Source organism: Enterococcus sp. M190262, assembly GCF_005843965.1.
GTDB classification, from domain to species: domain Bacteria; phylum Bacillota; class Bacilli; order Lactobacillales; family Enterococcaceae; genus Enterococcus_D; species Enterococcus_D gallinarum.
The window spans coordinates 1,395,141-1,413,960 of the sequence record NZ_CP040461.1 but is presented as its reverse complement, the minus strand read 5'-3'; the positions used below and the strand labels follow the sequence as shown (position 1 = coordinate 1,413,960).

Annotated in this window: 16 protein-coding genes, 1 pseudogene and 1 other annotated feature; of the genes and pseudogenes, 4 read left to right on the top strand and 13 right to left on the bottom strand. The window is 41.8% G+C overall.

What is annotated here, in order from left to right; translation table 11 throughout:
* Positions 1–10: 10 nt before the first annotated feature.
* Complete coding sequence (dhaL, locus tag FE005_RS06640) at positions 11–610, top strand: dihydroxyacetone kinase subunit DhaL (RefSeq protein ID WP_003128682.1); 600 nt, start codon at positions 11–13, stop codon at positions 608–610.
* Positions 611–739: 129 nt separating this feature from the next.
* Here the strand turns inward: dhaL and FE005_RS06635 are convergent, their stop codons facing one another.
* The 4 genes from FE005_RS06635 to hisS all read right to left on the bottom strand — a co-directional run bounded on the left by FE005_RS06635 (position 740) and on the right by hisS (position 6,938).
* Positions 740–2,608: an acyltransferase family protein gene (locus FE005_RS06635; protein ID WP_096711010.1), complete on the bottom strand. Its 1,869-nt coding sequence runs from the start codon at positions 2,606–2,608 to the stop codon at positions 740–742.
* A 206-nt stretch (positions 2,609–2,814) separates the two neighbouring features.
* Positions 2,815–3,690, bottom strand: a complete 876-nt coding sequence (locus FE005_RS06630) for a YitT family protein (protein ID WP_060813031.1) — start codon at positions 3,688–3,690, stop codon at positions 2,815–2,817.
* Between the two features lie 165 nt (positions 3,691–3,855).
* Positions 3,856–5,628, bottom strand: a complete 1,773-nt coding sequence (gene aspS / locus FE005_RS06625) for an aspartate--tRNA ligase (RefSeq protein WP_003128677.1) — start codon at positions 5,626–5,628, stop codon at positions 3,856–3,858.
* On the bottom strand, positions 5,625–6,938 hold the full coding sequence (hisS, locus tag FE005_RS06620) for a histidine--tRNA ligase (RefSeq protein WP_003128675.1): 1,314 nt from the start codon (positions 6,936–6,938) through the stop codon (positions 5,625–5,627). Before hisS ends, aspS begins: the two co-directional genes overlap by 4 nt.
* 486 nt (positions 6,939–7,424) lie before the next feature.
* Positions 7,425–7,628 (bottom strand) — a binding site (T-box leader).
* A 132-nt stretch (positions 7,629–7,760) separates the two neighbouring features.
* Between hisS and FE005_RS06615 the strand changes: the two genes are divergently transcribed.
* The 3 genes from FE005_RS06615 (at position 7,761) to FE005_RS06605 (ending at position 9,477) form a co-directional block, all read left to right on the top strand.
* On the top strand, positions 7,761–8,705 hold the full coding sequence (locus tag FE005_RS06615; RefSeq protein WP_005472695.1) for an aldo/keto reductase: 945 nt from the start codon (positions 7,761–7,763) through the stop codon (positions 8,703–8,705).
* Between the two features lie 82 nt (positions 8,706–8,787).
* Positions 8,788–9,231, top strand: a complete 444-nt coding sequence (locus FE005_RS06610; protein ID WP_003128673.1) for a thioesterase family protein — start codon at positions 8,788–8,790, stop codon at positions 9,229–9,231.
* 75 nt (positions 9,232–9,306) lie between these two features.
* Positions 9,307–9,477 carry a hypothetical protein gene (locus FE005_RS06605; protein WP_175413540.1) on the top strand — a complete coding sequence of 57 codons (171 nt, stop codon included), beginning with the start codon at positions 9,307–9,309 and terminating at the stop codon, positions 9,475–9,477.
* Between the two features lie 81 nt (positions 9,478–9,558).
* Here the strand turns inward: FE005_RS06605 and FE005_RS06600 are convergent, their stop codons facing one another.
* The 9 genes and pseudogenes from FE005_RS06600 to FE005_RS06560 form a co-directional block, all read right to left on the bottom strand.
* Complete coding sequence (locus FE005_RS06600) at positions 9,559–10,197, bottom strand: PepSY domain-containing protein (protein WP_103300366.1); 639 nt, start codon at positions 10,195–10,197, stop codon at positions 9,559–9,561.
* A gap of 107 nt (positions 10,198–10,304) precedes the next feature.
* Positions 10,305–11,659, bottom strand: a pseudogene (locus tag FE005_RS06595) (sensor histidine kinase).
* Positions 11,649–12,356 carry a response regulator transcription factor gene (locus tag FE005_RS06590; protein ID WP_003128669.1) on the bottom strand — a complete coding sequence of 236 codons (708 nt, stop codon included), beginning with the start codon at positions 12,354–12,356 and terminating at the stop codon, positions 11,649–11,651. The pseudogene FE005_RS06595 and the gene FE005_RS06590 overlap by 11 nt, the downstream one beginning before the upstream one ends.
* A 136-nt stretch (positions 12,357–12,492) precedes the next feature.
* Entirely contained in the window at positions 12,493–13,920 is a 1,428-nt protein-coding gene (locus FE005_RS06585; protein WP_138371493.1) for an ABC transporter ATP-binding protein, read from the bottom strand.
* A gap of 4 nt (positions 13,921–13,924) precedes the next feature.
* On the bottom strand, positions 13,925–14,623 hold the full coding sequence (locus tag FE005_RS06580; protein ID WP_175413539.1) for an energy-coupling factor transporter transmembrane component T: 699 nt from the start codon (positions 14,621–14,623) through the stop codon (positions 13,925–13,927).
* On the bottom strand, positions 14,620–15,219 hold the full coding sequence (locus tag FE005_RS06575) for an MptD family putative ECF transporter S component (RefSeq protein ID WP_060813040.1): 600 nt from the start codon (positions 15,217–15,219) through the stop codon (positions 14,620–14,622). Before FE005_RS06575 ends, FE005_RS06580 begins: the two co-directional genes overlap by 4 nt.
* 95 nt (positions 15,220–15,314) lie before the next feature.
* Positions 15,315–16,229, bottom strand: coding sequence for a SpaH/EbpB family LPXTG-anchored major pilin (locus FE005_RS16830; protein ID WP_175413538.1), 915 nt, complete (start codon positions 16,227–16,229; stop codon positions 15,315–15,317).
* 610 nt (positions 16,230–16,839) lie between these two features.
* A complete protein-coding gene (locus tag FE005_RS06565; protein WP_138371491.1) occupies positions 16,840–17,676 on the bottom strand; it encodes an MBL fold metallo-hydrolase in 837 nt (278 codons plus the stop codon).
* A gap of 11 nt (positions 17,677–17,687) precedes the next feature.
* A complete protein-coding gene (locus tag FE005_RS06560; RefSeq protein ID WP_103300354.1) occupies positions 17,688–18,818 on the bottom strand; it encodes a glycoside hydrolase family 88 protein in 1,131 nt (376 codons plus the stop codon).
* Positions 18,819–18,820: the final 2 nt, after the last annotated feature.

Genomic DNA, 18,820 nt, shown 5'->3' with positions numbered 1-18,820 from the left:
GGAATTTTCAATGCAAATGACAACAGAGATGACCCAACAATGGTTAAATGCATTTACAAAAGCCATTGAGGAAAATAAAGGCTATTTAAGTGATCTAGATACCCCTATTGGTGACGGCGATCACGGCAACAATATGGCTCGCGGCGTCGCAGCCTATCAAGAAGCATTTGCAAAACAACAGCCTAAAACAATCACAGACACATTCAAAGTACTCTCGATGGCATTGATTTCTAAAGTTGGTGGTGCTTCAGGTCCACTTTATGGCTCAGCATTCATGAACATGACCAAAGCTACAAAAGAACTGGAAACAATTGATTCGTATGAACAATTAGGAAGCATCATCGAAGAAGGGCTTAATGGGATCAAAGCTCGAGGCAAAGCAGAATTCGAAGACAAAACGATGGTCGATGTCTGGCAACCTGTTGCCGCAGCGTTAAAAAACGGCAGTCTGACTAAAGAACAAATCGAGGAAGCCAAAGAACATACAAAAGACCTAGTCGCCAAAAAAGGCCGTGCTTCTTATTTAGGCGAGCGGGCAATCGGACATATCGATCCAGGTGCCGCTTCCAGTGCATTGTTGTTTGAAACGCTTGTTGCAACGATTGGATAAAGATCCTCATTCCACTTAGGAAAGGCGATACAAAAAACCGAGAGATCTCTTGCGATTCTTGAAGATAAACAAGAATCTGTGCTTGAGACCTCTCGGTTAGTTTATTTTTCTAAGAAATAGTCAACGCCATTATTGCAAAATAGCTTGAGAAACTAGTGTACAATATTGCAACATGCCATCAGGATTTGGATGAACTCGATCTTCATAGAACCACTCTTCATGTTCATTACTTAAATCATACCAATCGATCAATGTCATATTGTCGTATTTAGCAGCCATTTTCTCCAGCATGCTGTTGACCTCATTTTGCCATCTTTGCGTAGGTACCCGCACATTGATCCAATAGACTTTGCGATCGCCAATTTCTTTCATCAAATTATCGAATTGGGTTTCTGTAAAGGACCCATTCGTTCCTAGACCGATCAATACCGTATCTCGTAACAAATCTTTTTCTTTCAACGCTTTGATCAGTTCCGGACTCTCATACAATTGTCGTCCCACATCCCCATCAACGACAGCTTTGGGAAAAATTTCTTGCAAGTCGGCAGTGGCATCCAGCATAACAGAATCACCAAAAGCGGTAATTTCCAGCTCTTCGGCCTTCTTCACCTGGGCTTCTGTCAACCCATATTTTTCCATTACTGATTGTTCGGCTTCCGTTGCCTTTGAAGAATTGTCTCCTGTACTTTCTGTATCCGAGCCATTCGCATTTTTTTGTGTCTGTTCTGCCGCTTTTTTATTGGCAGCAATATTTTCTTTTAACTGCTGCTGTTGCGCATCTACATAATTCACCGGAGCGGTAGCTATTCCATAAAGAGCAACTAAGGAAACAAGCAGTCCTGGAAGCAGCCAAGGCTTTTGTCGACTGATCACCGGCTTACTGAACCAATTGCGCACCGTGCGGAAAGTATCTTTGTAGTGGAATTTCCGCAACGGATTTTCGATAAACCGATAGGACAATTCACTGATCAAGAGAATCAATACAATCTCAATCAATGTATGCAGGAGAACATTTTCGCCGACATTCCCAATCTTTGCTTCATAAAAAATCATCACAGGGAACTGATACAAATAAATCCCATAACTCCGCTTGCCGATGTAACTGAATAACGGATTTGTCAGCCAACGGTTCAGACTAGCTCCAGGATGGGCAGTGACCGCCACCAAGATCGTACAAAGCAAGCTGACTAGCAGCATTCCTCCGTAATAAACAAAGGAAAGATGATCATCTAGCACAAAAAATGTTATCACTAAACCAATAAAAGAAAGACCACCAGCTAGGTTCAATACCCGCTTCGCTTTCTTCGGAATTTCTTTTTTTAAATGGGTGCTGGGCCAAATGAAAGCCAGCGCACTTCCCATCCAAATCGAAAACAAACGCGTGTCGGTACCATAATAAACTCGAGTAGGGTCTGCCCCTGGTGAATACCAGATCGCTAATAAAAGAGCCGAAAGTAACGAGCAGCCGATCACGATTTTAAAAATCGTCCCACGATTTTTGACTAACTTCATCAATAAAATAAAGAGTAACGGCCAAATCAAATAATTCTGCCCTTCAACAGCCAAAGACCATAGATGCGTAAAGGGAGATTCATTGCCGAATCGGTCAAAATAAGAAAGACCGTGATTGATCTGCCACCAGTTGTTGACATACAAGAGACTGCTGACGACGACTCCCCGCAGATTATTCAGTAAATTCCGCTGGAACAATGTAATATAGGCAGCAGACAGAAGCAGCATCACCACCATGCCAGGATACAGTCGTTTCATCCGGCGGACATAAAAATCTTTGACAGCAATACGACCGTTCTGGTCCCACTCCTGTCGAAGCAAATCGGTGATCAAATAACCAGAAACTACAAAAAAAACAGGAACTCCTAAATACCCGCCTCGCATTTGAGTAGGTAATAAATGATATAAGATAACGCCGATCACGGCTAATGTACGGATACCGTCGAAACCAGTGATATAGCGGCTTGTTTTTAACCGTTTGTTCATTCTCCAACCACTTTTCTTTTTTTTGATCAACTGTTTTTCGTAAGAAACAGTCAATGTGGAACCATTAAAAAATAATGACCCATTTCTTCATAATTTACCAGATAAAGCAACAAGAAAGCTAGCAAGAATACTCTATTTTCTAAAAAAATTAATTTTTACAAAAAGAAAAAAGCATCTCATCACGAAACGCTTTGATCCAAGCTCTCCTATAATTCTTCTTCATAAAAACGACCCAATATTTGTACATTTTCAGCAATACTGACAAATGCCTTGGGATCTGCTTCTTTCATGGCAGAACGTAACATCGGCAACTCGAAGCGTGTAACGACAGTCAATAATACTGTCTGTTTATCATGCTTGTAGGCTCCTTCTGCTTCATTGATGATCGTAATTCCTCGGCGCAGACTTTTCTGGATCGTATGGATGACTTCTTCAGGACTTCTCGTAATAATCGTTACCTGCATTTTCTTTTGCTTGGTAAAAACAGCATCGGTCACTTTACCACTGACAAAAATCGCAATGGCACTATATAGCGCATACTGCCAGCCGAACAGGATACCCGCAGCAAACATGATGGCAATATTGAAAAAAATAGAGATGGACCCGATGGTTTTCCCCGTACGTTTCCGGATCGCGATACTTACAAAATCGAGGCCGCCAGAGGAAAGTCCGCTTTTTAGCGCATAACCAATACCGGCTCCGTTGATGGCTCCCCCAAAAATCCCGCAGATCATCGGATCTGTCGTCAGTGTTTCTTCTGGAAGAATCTGTACGAACAAAGATGTTAGGACTACAGTAATTCCTGTGAAAATCGTAAATTTATGACCAATCTTGAACCAGCCGAGAAAGAAAAGCGGAATATTCAGCAACAATAGGGCGACTGAGACGGGGATATAGAATCCAAGCCAATCCGTGGAAACGGTGGTCAAAATTTGAGCTATCCCTGTGATCCCGCTAGAATAGATTTTGCCGGGTTGATAAAAAAAATTGACTGCGATCGCCGATAAAATGGCGTAGACGATCGAAAACGATAATTTGTTGGCATAATCAGGGTGTGGCAGCCATTTAAAGAGGGTATTCATTTCATTCAAGAGCCTCGCTTTGTTGATTTGCTCTTATTATACTTCAGATAGTAAAAAAAGAAACGAACAATGAAAGAAATAGACAAATTCTCATGGAATTTTCTTAATCGTCTATTTTCATTCATCATTCGCTCGTTTGTTCTTTACTTGTTCATTTCTTTTTACTTAGTCTTCTTCAACTGTCGTGACATCAATATTCAATTCGAACAATTGCAGCGGCGCCACTTTACTTGGCGCTTGTGACATTGGATCGGCGGCTTTCCCGTTTTTAGGGAATGCGATCACTTCACGGATGTTTTCTTCACCAGCCAGCAACATCACTAAACGATCCAAGCCTAGTGCGATTCCGCCATGTGGTGGGAACCCATAGTCTAATGCCGTCAGCAAGAAACCAAATTGTTCTTCCATTTCACGGCGAGAAAAACCAAGGGTTTCAAACATTTGTTCTTGAACATCCCGCTGATGGATCCGGAGAGACCCACCGCCAAGCTCGTAACCGTTCAAGACGATATCATAAGCTTCCGCATACACTTTTGCAGGATCAGTTGCCAACAATGGTACATCTTTTTCTTTAGGCATCGTAAATGGATGGTGAGCAGAGACATAGCGGCCAGCTTCTGCATCGTATTCAAATTGTGGCCAATCTGTTACCCATAAGAAATTGAACTTGCTTTCATCGATCAAGCCTAATTCTTTTCCTAACTTGCTGCGGATTGCTCCTAAAGCCGCCGAAACGATCTCAAACTTATCCGCACCAAACATTAGGATATCGCCCACTTCTGCATTCGTAGCAGCAATGATCGATGCTGCAGCGTCAGTCAAGAATTTTGCGATTGGTCCTTTTAAGCCATCTTCTTCTACTTTGACCCATGCTAACCCTTTCGCACCAAACTGTCCTGCGTAATGTCCCAAATTATCCATATCTTTTCGGGAATATTTATCCGCAGCACCTTTCGCATTCAATGCTTTCACCACACCGCCATTTTCAAGCGCCATTTGGAAAACTTTGAAATCAACATCTTTAACGGTTTCGGACAAATCAATCAATTCCATGTCAAACCGAGTATCTGGCTTGTCGCTGCCATAACGTGCCATGGCATCATCGTAAGTCATTCGCGGAAACGGCGTAGTTACTTCTAGCCCTTTGACTTCACGCATGACATTGACTAACAGTTCCTCCGTGTAAGCTTGAATCTCTTCCGCCGTCAAAAAGGTTGTTTCAATATCGACTTGGGTAAATTCAGGCTGACGGTCTCCCCGCAAGTCTTCATCCCGGAAGCAACGGACGATTTGATAGTAACGATCGAATCCAGCACCCATCAATAATTGTTTGAAAATTTGTGGCGATTGTGGCAATGCATAAAAATGACCAGGGTAAACCCGGGAAGGAACGAGATAATCTCTGGCGCCTTCTGGTGTTGATTTCGCTAAATAAGGGGTTTCGATATCTAGAAAGTCATTGGTATCCAAGAAATGACGAATCACTTGTGTCGTTTTTGCCCGCATCATGATATTCTTAGTCATTTTGGGACGGCGTAAATCCAAATAACGATATTTCAACCGCGTTTCGTCTCCTACGATTTGATCATCTTCGATCGAAAATGCAGGTGTTTTGGCTGTATTCAAAATAGTGATCTCGCTGACCATCACTTCATAGTGCCCGGTTTTCATCTTAGGATTGATTGCTTCCGGTGCCCGATTGATGACTTGACCTGTCACTTCTAGCACATACTCGCTGCGGCAAGTATCTGCAATCGCCCATGCTTCTTTGGATACTTCCGGATTAAAGACAACTTGCACGATTCCTTCTCTGTCCCGCAAATCAATGAAAATCACTCCGCCTAAGTCACGACGTTTTTGGACCCAGCCTTTTAAAGTAACGGTTTGATCTAAATGGGCTTCTGAGACGCGCCCACAATATACTGTACGTTTGCTCATTCTTCTTCTCCTTGCTTGATTAAGATTGTAGTCATTTCATCATAGATTTCATCAAAATGATCATACAGATCGGCTAACTTAAATTGTTTCTCGATCCGGCTTGCCATCGATTTGATGTTGATCACTTGTTCAGCTAATTCATTTTCACCTAGGGTCAGCACCAAACGCGCCCCTTGCTTATCTGCCGATTTGAACTGCGCTTTTGCTTTCCGATTCATAAAATCACGATCTGCCGAAAAGCCAAAATTACGGATCGCCTGAACGACTTTCAATGCTTCCAAATTGGTTGCTTCTCCTAGACCAACAACATAAGCATCTAATTCGTTCAATGCTGGAATAACGACTTCTTCTGCTTCCATTGTGATCAATAGACGTTCTAAGCCCATCGCAAAACCGAAACCTGGCGTTTGTGGGCCGCCTAATTCTTCGACCAGATGGTCATAGCGTCCACCCGCACAGATCGTAGCTTGCGCCCCCATTTTTGGCGCTTCACTCATAATCTCAAAAATAGTATGGGTATAATAATCCAGTCCCCGGACCATATTTGAATCAATCTCATAAGGAATGTCCAAAGCATCCAACATCGTGATGACTGTTTCAAAATGGGCTTTAGCTTCCGGACTTAAATAGTCCAAGATCGAAGGAGCATCCGCAACGAACTGTTGATCTCGTTTGTCTTTACTATCTAAAACCCGCAGTGGATTCTCATGCAGACGACGTTTTGAATCTTCACTTAATTCTGCTTCATGAGGCGATAAATAATCAATCAGTGCTTGACGATAGTTCTTACGCGTTTCTTTATCCCCTAAAGAGTTAATCACTAATCGAAGTTGACTTAGCCCTAATTGTTTAAAGAAATCCATCGCCATCGCCATCGTTTCAACATCTGTCGCAGGATTTGCGGAACCAAATGCTTCTACACCGATTTGATGGAATTGACGTAAGCGACCTTTTTGCGGCCGTTCATAGCGGAACATCGGTCCAATATAAAAGACTTTGTAAGGCTTGTTGTATTCAGGTCCGAAAAGTTTATTTTCAACATAAGAACGAGCAATCGGCGCTGTGCCTTCCGGACGCAATGTCACATGGCGCTCTCCTTTGTCATAGAAATCGTACATTTCTTTTGAAACGATGTCGGTTGTATCGCCAACGCTTCTAGCAATCACTTCAAAATGTTCAAAAATCGGTGTGCGGATTTCATTGTACTGGTAATCACGAAAAACCAAACGGGCTGTTTCTTCAACAAACTGCCATTTTTCGGATTCTCCTGGTAAAATATCATTGGTGCCTTTTGGACGTTGATAACTCATCTGTTTTCATCCTCCTATTGTGGGTATCTTCGATCGATCAAAAACGATCGTATGTATTCATTACAACTGTACTGATTTGATCCATTGTGGGAAACGATTTTCTGTTCATCATCTGCTCGTCTACTCTGCGTTACCCTACAGTCGCTTCTAAGCTGTCGCTAAGAAGGACTTGCATGGTCTTCGACCAATCGCAGTGATTCGAAAAGCGGTGACTACTCTCCCTCCGGTCGCCTACTACTGTTCATCATCTGCTCTGCCCTGCTTCGCAGGTCAGTCGCAGTGATTCGAAAAGCGGTGACTACTCTCCCTCCGGTCGCCTACTACTGTTCATCATCTGCTCTGCCCTGCTTCGCAGGTCAGTCGCAGTGATTCGAAAAGCGGTGACTACTCTCCCTTCGGTCGCCTACTACTGTTCATCATCTGCTCTGCCCTGCTTCGCAGGTCAGTCGCAGTGATTCACAGCAAAAAACTCGCCCTTGTTTTCTACACAAGGGCGAGTTATTACACGCGGTACCACCTAAAATTCGAGAACTTTCATTCTCCTTTCGATTAACGCTCGTTCACGGAACAGCTTTTCTTCTGTTCATCTCCAGATTGTCTTTCCGGCATTTGTCCTAAACTGCTTGCAGCCATGGCAGTTTTCTCTTTGAAGGTCCAATAATGACGTACTCGATCTTTCACAGATTTTTGATATTATCTATAAACTACAAGAATCCTTTGGAAATGTCAAGCTGTTTCATAGGCTTTTTCAATACTTATGAATATCGTTTTTCAAGTTTTTCCTTTACACTAAAAGAAGAGATTAGAAGGAGGAATTGCTTTATGACAGATGTTCAAATCGGCAAATCACAAGTCTATGTACGCTCCCTTGGCTTAGGTGCAAATGCCATCGGTGGCCACAATTTATTTCCAAATTTAGATGAAGAAGAAGGCAAGGAAATTGTGCGGACGGCGCTGCGCAATGGGATCAATTTGATTGATACTGCCTATATTTACGGTGAAGGTCGATCAGAAGAACTGATCGGTGATGTCTTGCAAGAAGAAGCGTTCGATCGCAATCAAGTCATCATTGCCACTAAAGCAGCTCATCGACCAGAAGAACCAAACAAAAAAGATAATTCGCCGGAATTCCTGACCCAAGCCGTTGAAGAAGCTTTAACACGCTTAAAAACCAACTATCTGGACATATTTTATATTCATTTTCCAGATGAAACCACCCCTAAAGAAGAAGCGATACGCGCATTGCATCAACTGAAAGAAGCTGGCAAAATCCGTGCGATCGGTGTCTCCAACTTCACACTTGAACAATTAAAAGAAGCCAATGCCGAAGGATACGTCGATGTTGTGGAAGATGAGTACAGTTTGATCCATCGCCAAGCTGAATCAGAACTTTTCCCTTATTTAGCTGAACATTCAATCAGTTTTGTTCCGTACTTTCCACTAGCATCCGGGTTGTTGACTGGAAAGTACACACAAGAAACGACCTTTTCAAACGACGATATCCGTAGTAAAAAGCCGGACTTTCAAGGTGATCGCTTTAAAAAAATCGTGTCGGCTGTCGACCAATTGCGACCAATCGCTGCCTCTTATGATGCAACGATCCCCCAACTTGTGTTGGCTTGGTACATGAAAAATCCTGCAGTTGCAGCAGTTATTCCTGGTGCAAAACAAGCCAGTCAAGTTGCTGACAACGCGCAGGCATTGGATATCCATTTATCCGCAACCGATTATCAAGCGATTGATCACCTGTTTGCTGAATTTAAATAGTCCCGAAACAAGAGAAGGCACTTTGCATTTCTCTTGTTTTGTATTATGCTGATGAAAACAGTTATGAAAAGGAGCAACCCTGATGTCCTTATATTCCGGCTATATCCGCCAACCTCATTACTATGAAACTGATCAGATGGCAATCATTCACCATGCAAATTACATCCGTTGGTTCGAAGAAGCACGAGTAGATATGCTCGCCTTTTTACAATTGCCATACCATAAAATCGAAGAAGCGGGTTTGATTGTTCCCGTTCTTGAAGTCAATGCACAATACAAGGAAATGATCCGTTATGAGGATCAAGTACGCATCGATGTGCTCGTCGATCATTACACCGGTACTCGACTTGATTTTCGTTATGAGATTTATAGAACTGACAACAATCAGTTAGTCACAACTGGCGCTTCCAAACATTGTTTTTTGAGTAAAGAGACCTATCGCCTAGTCCATTTGAAGCGCAGCTTTCCTGAGATCCATCAAGTATTTTCAGATTATGCGACATTATCGGCTGCCTCGAAAAATTAATCTCGAGACAGATTAATTGCATTTAGAGCACTTTTTTGTATAATCAAAGGTAATTTTTATGGGAGGATGATGACAATGTATGTTGTTAAAGTCTTGCATGGTTACATTGGCAAAGATGGTCGTCGCACTCGTGAAAAAATACCGGACAAGTTGTGGATTTTTGAAGATCGGAAGCAGTCGGAAGCCTTTGCAGCAAAAATAGGCGGAAGAGTCAAACCTCTCACAGAATTAAAGCCAAATCAATAAAAAGCAAGACAGCGAAAGAACGCTTACTGGCGTAAGTTTCATTATTCGCTGCCTTGCTTTTTTTATTGCTTATCGCTTTTGCTAGTCATCTTGTTCAGTTTCTAAAATTTCTCCTGTTTGCGCATTGATTTTAACATTTGTTTTTTTGTTGCCGTCTTCAACTTTGACTTCCCAATAAGTCACATTCATTTCTTTATCAAGATCCCAATCTGTTGCTTGTCCACCGCCAGCTTCTTTCACAGCACTATCGGAAATCTCTTTCAATGAAAGCAAGTTGGTCAGATCCAATTGATCGGCTTCTTTTTTGACGCCGTTTTGTTCGTCCGCATCTAGTTTTTCGGTTCTTTCTTCAGAAGTTTCTTTTGTTTCTGCATCGATCTTTAGTTCAAATTCATTCGTGTCGTCTACGCCTTCAACTTGATAGAAGTACTTACCAAAAGAAGTATCCAAGTCAAGCGATGTGATTGCTGCATCTGGATATTTGTTTTGGAACACTTGGATGGCTTCTTCTACTGTCACTGTAGGCAAACCGCCATTTGCGATGGCTGCACTGCTTGAAGATCTGTCCACAGCTTGCGAAGAAGTTGTTTCACTTGATGATGCGACTGCTGAGCTTGAACTGCTGTTTTGTGCAGGTTCAGAATTTCCAGTGTTATTTTGTGTACATCCTGCCAATAATCCTAGGGCAGCGATTCCGAACAAAATTGTTGTTTTTTTCATGTTTCATTCCTCCAATTAATTGTCTATTCCTTTTTTCTATATATTTAGAATAACAAGTCCTTCAGAAAAAAGAATCAAAAATGCTTGAAGAAAATCTAAAAAAATATTCATCTTTCTCTTTCACTTGGGAAATCAATTTTAAAGACACTGCCTTGCGGCTGATTATCCGTGACGGTAATTTCAGCATGATACTTGTTGGCCAGCTGCTTTACCAGTGATAATCCGATTCCTGAACCGGAAATTTGACTGGAACGAGAATCTTCCACTCGATAGAAACGCTCAAAAATCAACGCTTTCTTATCATTGGGGATCCCAATACCAAAGTCGGCAACGGTTAGAGACAAGTGCGTTTGATCTTGTGTCAGTCTCACATGAATGGGCTGATCTGCTGGTGAATACTTCGCTGCATTTTCTAAAAGATTTTGGATGATCTGTTGGAAGTCACGTTTGTGCCCTTGCTTCCTACACTGGTTTTCCACAAAATATTCAATCGATTGCGGAACGATCGTTGCTTGTTTTTCACATTCTTCTCGCACGATCTGCGAGACATCAACGAGGCTTATTTCTTGGGTTTGGTTTTTTTCCAAATCCAGCAGTTGATTACTCAATGTTTCCAAACGCTTCGATTCTTTATCGATAAAGGCCAGTGAAGAAGGAATGACTTCTGGGTGTTTGGTTCCACGCCGCTGGATCAATTGGACATGTCCGCGAATCGCGGCTAAAGGTGTCCGCAGTTCATGAGAAGCATCGGCAACAAACCGTTTTTCTCGCGCGATCGTCTCACGCTGTTCTTTCAGTAGTTTATTGAAAGCCAACGCCACAGAACGAATCTCGATTGGTTCTTCAACAATCGTCAATTCGCCTTTTTGGCTTTGTTCGATTTCAGCAATTTCTTGCGCCATCCCTGTTAATTTCCGGCTCCATTTCCCAACGCTCCAATAAATCAATATACTGCCAACGACTACAGCGATCAGGTTCAAGAAACTGCTGATCATAAAGAGACCATAGGCTAATTCCACACTGTCCTCACCATTGATGGCGATCTTCACCTGATCCCTATCGATTTCTTGGGTTTTCGTATAATAGATACCATCATCTGTAAAGACGATGCCTCCAAAAATGGGATGATCCGTCCTTGATTGATCTCGGCAAAAATCTCTGCTGCATCTTCTGATAAAATGACACTGCCATCAGCTAAGATCACTTGCAAGGCATCTTCTTCATCTGCCGAAACATAGGCATTGACTAGATCATTCCAGTCATCCCCTGAAGCCTCCCCGTTTTCGATAGCCTCAAGAATATTGCTCGCACGATTTTCGATATGTTCAAACAAATACCCTACGGATAACAAGATAAACAATACATTGAAGAGAATCAACAGACCAAATAGAATCAAAGAAAAGCGGCTCGTTAATTGAAACTGGGCAGTTTTTCTGCGTGGGTTGGCGAACTTATTCTTCATGGGCGGTCCTCAACACATAGCCTAGTCCCCGAACAGTTGCGATCATTTTCCCTTTACCGCAGACATCCAGCTTGTTGCGAAGGGTGCGAATATAAACATCTACCACATTTGTTTGACCATCGTATTCATACCCCCATATCTCATTCAATAGCTCATCTCTGGTTTTGACTACTTCTGGTTCTTTCATCAACTCATATAAGATTCCAAACTCTTTAGGAGTCAATTCAATGGTCTCTCCGGCAACCTGGACCAAGTGTTTGGCGATGTCCATCATCAACTCGCCTACCACCAACTGATTTTGTTGATTCTTTTGCTGTTGGGCTTCCCGCTGCAACCGTCGCTCAATCACGCGAATCCGGGCAAACAGTTCTTCGATTTCAAAGGGCTTCGTTAAATAATCATCTAGGCCAACGTCAAGACCAGTCACGACATCGGCAGTTTGATTTCTGGCTGTCATCATCAAAATCGGAATATCGCTTTCTTTGCGAATTCGCCGCGCCACCGTGATGCCATCATAGATTGGCAGCATCCAATCCAACAAAATCAGATCAAACAGATCAGTTTGCTGATTGAACAAGGTCAATGCCTCTTGGCCATCTTTGGCCCATACCGTGTCGTACCCCTCAAAAGTCAACTCAGTCTGGATAAAACTGGCTAAACTTTCTTCGTCTTCCACTATCAAGATTCTCAAGGCCATCTGCTCTCCTCCTATTTTTGCTTCTATCATAACGGATTTTGTAAAAACTTCCTAACGGATTGAAAGAAAAAGATCATGAAGATTTTTTCATGTTCAGACAAAAACGGAGTGAACCAATGCTCACTCCGCTTTTCTTTTATCCCCCATTTGTCGCTAACTGATAGGTATCAACTAACTTTCCCTGTTCGAGTTGGATCACGTAAGGGCAGGTTTCATCCAAAAACTCTTTATCATGACTGATCACGGCTAACAGATCGACTTCTTTGGCAACTTCCTGCAGCAGATTTCCGACCTCTTCCATTTGTTTCAGGTCTAATCCGCTAGTCGGTTCATCGAAAAACAACAAGCGTTTACCTGAAAGCAATGCACTGCCGATCGCGACTCGCTGCTTTTCGCCACCGGACAAAGATTGTGGATGTCTGCGCAGTAAATGCTCTAGTTCCAACAAAGTCACGACTTGTTCAAAACGTTCCGGTCTGGCAGCTTTTGCCAACAATTCTTTTTCGACAGATTCAAAAAAAAGCTGCAGGTTCACATCTTGCATAACCAGAAAACTTTCTCGCAATAACTGTTTTTGATTGATTGGTTGACCATGCAGCCAAAATTGAGCTGCTGAACATTTTTTTAAGCCAGCGAACACTTGAAACAATGTCGATTTGCCAGCACCGTTCGGGCCAATCAAACCCACGACTTGTCGCGTAGGCACAACAAGTTTCGCAATATCAAGAGCTGGTTGCTGTTGACGTCGATAAGTGACTTGGAGATTCGTCGCAATCAGATCAGCTGAGAAACTCGCTCCCTCTGTTTCGTTGATTGCCAACTCGAACTGCGGTTCGTTGATCCGCCTTAATCCGAGATTGTGAATCTGTTGCGGGGTATGAGAAAGCAATGCTTCACTGGTATACTCTGTGACCAAGCGCCCTTCTGCTAGTAATAAGTAACGATCCGCAATCCCCGTCAAGTAGGACAATCGGTGCTCTGCAATGACGATCGTCTTCCCTTGCTCTTTCAAAAGGCGGATCGCTGCGGCAATTTTTTGTAGTGCTTCTTCATCAAGATTACTGGAAGGTTCATCGAACAAAAAGAGATCATGAGAAAGCATCGTTGCACAAGCGATTGCTACTCGCTGCTTTTCGCCACCAGACAGTTCGAAAACACTTGCATCCAACAATTCTGACAAAGAAAATTGTTCTGCCACTTCTTTGATCCGTTTTCGTATTTCAACTGGCTCTACCCCTGCATTTTCCATTGTAAACGCCAGTTCAGAATAAACATCTGTTGTAAAAAATTGTGTTTTGGGATTTTGAAAAACGACACCGATTTTTCTAGCGTAGGCGGGAAAGTCTTCCGTCGGCAAAGAATCCCCTGCCACTTGAACAACCCCCGTCATTTCTGCTGGATATAGTTCAGGAATCAAACCATTGAGAACATTCAACAAGGTTGACTTACCGCTACCGCTTTGGCCGCATAACACGACGACTTCACCAGCAAAAATCTGACAAGAGACATCTTTCAATACCTGCTGGGTGCCCCGTTTAAGAGATAGTTTTTCGATGGTGATCATTCCTTCACATCCTTACAAACAAAAAAATAAGTAGTAACACAGCACCAAACACTACATAATCAGCAAGTTTCAACCGCAGTGTATAAACCGAGGTATGAGGATTTTTAGCCGACAGGCCTCTTACTAACGCGGTCGCTGACAATTCTGTGGCAGTATTTTCTGCAGACATCAATAAAGGAATCAAAAAATACTCCACCGTCTGTAGAGGATGTCTTACATAGGACCAGCCGTTCAAAGCAATTCCGCGAAAGCGCATCGCTTGGCGAATACTTTTGACATCTTGCAACAATGTTGGAAAAAATCGAAACAGTACGGCCAGCGGTACCAGCAAAAACGAGGGAATGCGGATTTTTTGCAAAGCAGCTAACCATTCACTGATTTTCGTCCCACTCATCGCAAATACGGCTGCCATGATCGTCGGTAACAATCGGCGATACCCTACGGAAAAGAAATCCAGCAGGGTGGTTACTATTGAATTGTTTTGCCCTGCAAAAAAACCTTCTACCAAAGACAATAATAGAAACAGCCCGAAAAACAACAATCCCTTTCGCCAGAAACCGCTAAGTAGAAACAAGATAAACAAAAAGCTGATCACAATCAACTCTTTTGTCCACGTCAATGAAATCATCAATGTGACACTTGCAAAGAATGTCACAAATAATTTGCATCTGGGGTCAAGTGAGAGCCTAGTCACATCGATCACCCGTTTGTTTGATGCAACGTTGGTTGGAAATGTTTTTGATATAGACGAGCACCGAGGCCTATCCCGACAATCGAAGCAACCAGTACAGCGAGCCCGCAAATCACCAGCATCGCTGTGGAAGTATGCGCAAAGACCCCTGCAATATAGCTTTGGTCTTTTCCACGAGCAACTAGCGAATCAATATACGCATTTTTCATGAACCACAATGGCAAGATGGGACCCATTAAACCAAAGCTAAATACGGTATAACTAATAGTTGTCTTGAGACTTCCTTTCCACTTGCTTTTATACTGAATCGTATCTGCCAGTACTGCACATAAAATATTCGGCATAAAGGCTAGCGGAAAGTGACCTGAAATCAAAAAAAAGAGACCTACCACACTGCCCATGATGGTGATCGCGCCAAACTTTGGTACTTTATTCAACATCAATAGATAAATGACCCCAGAAAAAAGTGCTGTAACGGCTGGAATGAATAAATTATGAAATCCTGGAATAACAAACCGTAAAATCAGCAGACAAAAACTCATCAATAAAAAATAAATAGCTGTATATATCCCGACAGCAATCAGGTCTTGAACTTTTAAATTTTTCATTTCTTATGCTCCTTCTTTCAAGCACCGGTTCTTGGTGCGATTACAAGCATCTAGTATAGCACATTCCCGCGCGAAACAATGGAAATGATGCTTATCTAGTCTAAGACGGTATAATCTGTGCCAAATTCAAGTGCTACCCAGTCACTGGAATCTGTCTTCGTATTAACAGTTAACCCATCCAACAAAATCTTTTCGTTCAATGTATCGCGAATCGTATAGTAGTCAGCGTAAATTTCGTCGCCTGCAGAGACTGGAATATCCGCAACTTGATTGCCATCTTTGTCATAAACTGGTGTAATAACCATGTCTTTCGCTGCAATTTGATAGAGTCCGCTTGGAAGAGTGGCATTGGCTTCCCAAGTGAAATGATTTCCTGCTTTATTGGAGAAACCTTTTCCTTCTTCAACGGTCTTATCTGGTTCAAGCAAAGATTCCATAATGTTCTTCGGTTGAACGACTACATCATAGATTAATGAGCCTAGATCATCACGGTCCGTTTGAGGTACTTGCACAAAGAATGGATCTGCTGGTTTTGCAACGGCAGGAGAGACACCACGGTCATCTTCTAATTCGGTAACTAAATAAATGCCATCTGCCGCATTGCCGCTACCCAAATTCGCTTTGACAGACCCATCTGCTCCTGTCGTTACTGTTTGAGCAGTAAATGTGTTGTCAATCGTATAATCGGTTCCTTCTTTTTGATCTAATGGATTCGTTAAAGCAGCATCACCGATTGCCGTTACCCGTTGTATGCGGAATTTGATCCCTGCTAACGGCGTCTTTGTAACCGTATCATCCATCTCCCCATCGCCACGATCACCCAGTTCAGATAGATCTTTCACTTCATATTTCCAAAGTGTAATGGAACGAGGGCTAGTATTATCTGCAACAGGACCTGTAGTCGCTGCATAGGCAGATAAAGTGCCAACAGCTGGAACCACCAAACTACCTGCTGTGAAAAGAGTTGTTGCAACAACGAACTTTGTAACTAATTTTTTCTTTCGTTTCATTTCTGTACCTTCTTTCATATTTTTTTAAATCTTTCCTAACCTACACATGCCTAAACAACCAATCCAACATTTTCGTTTTACATAAAGATCACTCCTAAAAAAGTGCAAAGATTATCTAAACAGATTATCGGATATTTTCGCTATTAGGAACTGACAAAATCCTTTCAAAAAATAAGTATTTGAGTCTCATTCTTACTTAGTAATCTTTTTAAAAAAGGAGTAATTCTTATCATTTTGCGCCTGGAAATGAATGGATAAAAGCGATTTTTATCTCAGACTTGAGCATTTTTTTAATAAATAAGGACATTTTACTTCGTTTTTTTCTGAAATATGTGTTAAAAATCACATGATTTGGGATTGAGAAATCTCTTTCACTTATTGACCTGTTTATGAAAAAGACAAAATTCAAAATAAATCAACTTATTTTGTCATATTGCGCATTTTTAACGGTTTCTCTCTATTCGTTGATAGACAAAAAACAAAAAACACCTCATAAATCTCCGTATAAACAAGAGATTTATGAGGCGAGTCAATTAATGAAATAACCCCAATTTGAATTGGATCAATACTGTTAGTTTGTCGTTTTTATTGCGGATAAGAGGAGTATACTTTAAATATCAATAATCATCCCATCATAGGCTGTAATCAGTTGATGTTTGTCTCCTAATGCTTTCATTTCTTGATAGGTAAGACCTCCGTTATGAGAAAAATGATTTGCAATGAAAATTGTTGCATCATCGCACAATGCACGTTCTTTTAAGGTTGCGATTAATTGCAGATTCTCCTCTACATTCATATGAATACCGCCAGATCCTTTTAAACCTTGTCCGGTACAATCAAGGGAAATCACATCCAACTTCAAATGATGTTCTTCTAAGTAGTCCAACACATCCAATGTAGGAAATCCAGTGTCATGAGTGTAGAATAAGCGTTTGCCTTCCCGCTCAATCACATAGATAAAACAATCCCCCTCTTTTTTTCCATGAACTGCAGGCAATGCATGCACGGTATATTGACCGATCGTATAACATTCGAAAGGGGCTAGCTCTTGAAATTCGATTCGTGCTCCTTCGGTCATTCCTTCCAATTGAAACGCCCGATCATAAAATCGATGAACCTCTGCATTGCCGTAAACAGTCAATTTATTGTCTAAATCATTCCCATAAGGGCTCATACGGAATGCTAAATCTTCAGCATACAAGTGATCACTATGCCAGTGTGTAATCAATAGATGCTCAATCGTATTAAAATTTAATTGATGTTCGCGCAAATGCAAATAACTGTCGCCAGGAAAATCGATCAGCAAATCCCCATCATCTATTAATGTCTGTGTTTGGGACCGCAACTCCTTTCCCCCATACTGTCGGGCATACTGACACACACGACACTGACAAAAAATCGCAGGAACTCTTTCTGCTGCCGCAGTACCTAAATAGTGTAGTTTCATCTTTCCTCCTCCTACCAGTAAGTTGACCAGCTACGATGCAATCTTGTTAGTGCTTCAAAATAAAAATAATCACCCCAAGCAGTACATTCGTTTACCCCATTCCCATTAGGTTTGGAATAAACACCTTGAACCAGTAATCCATTTGATTCCGGGTAGTTTCTTGTTGTATAACTTTCCATTAATCCTAAGATGATTTCTTCAGCAGCTGCCTCATAGCGTTGTTTCTTCCCATCTGTTAGTGGTAGATGTTTTGCTAATTCTAGCAATCCACATACAGTGATGGCTGAAGCCGATGTATCCCGCTCTTCTGCCCCTGATTGAAAGAATAGATCCCAATAGGCAATTTTGTCTGCTGGCAAATGAGCTAAATAATAATCAGCAAGATGACAAGCAGCGTCCAAAAGTGTAGTATCCCCGATATGCGTAAAACTGATAGGAAATCCATAGATCCCCCACGCCTGTCCTCTTGCCCAGCAAGAATCATCAGAAAAACCTTGAGCAGTCGCGCCAAAACGGGGTTTTCCTGTTTGGATATCCATATAATACGTATGAAAAGTTGAAAAATCTTCTCGAATCAAATATTTTTGTGCTAGCTTCACGTGGCTTTCTGCTGCTTTTCGATACATTGGATCTCCCGTTTCATTAGAAGCAAAATACAAAAGAGGCAAATTCATATTGCAGTCAATAATCATTCTTCCCTGTTGTTCTTTGTCTGTTACATCTCCCCAAGCTTGAAAGATTCCCGCATTCTCATTGTACCGACGCATCAGAACTTTAGCTGCCCGCAAAGCCATCTCTCTTGACGAAACTGTCTTATTTTCCCGATAATCTGCTACTGCGGATAATGAATACAAGAAACCAATATCATGATGATTCAAGACGATTTCTTTGTCTAAACGATTACTAAAAACAGCTAGCTGTTTAGTGATCACTTTTTGAATTCGTTCATCGGGTCGATAAGATTGTGCCAAGTGCAACATTCCGATCCAAAAACCATCGGTCCAATCAGCATTTTCTACTGCTGGGTAAACATAATCAGTTGAAACAGCTGCTGGGACTAACGTTTCAAAAGTCGTTAAATTACCAATGATTTTTTGATAAACAAATTCTATTTCTTCTTCGATGCGTTCCTTGGATAGCATAT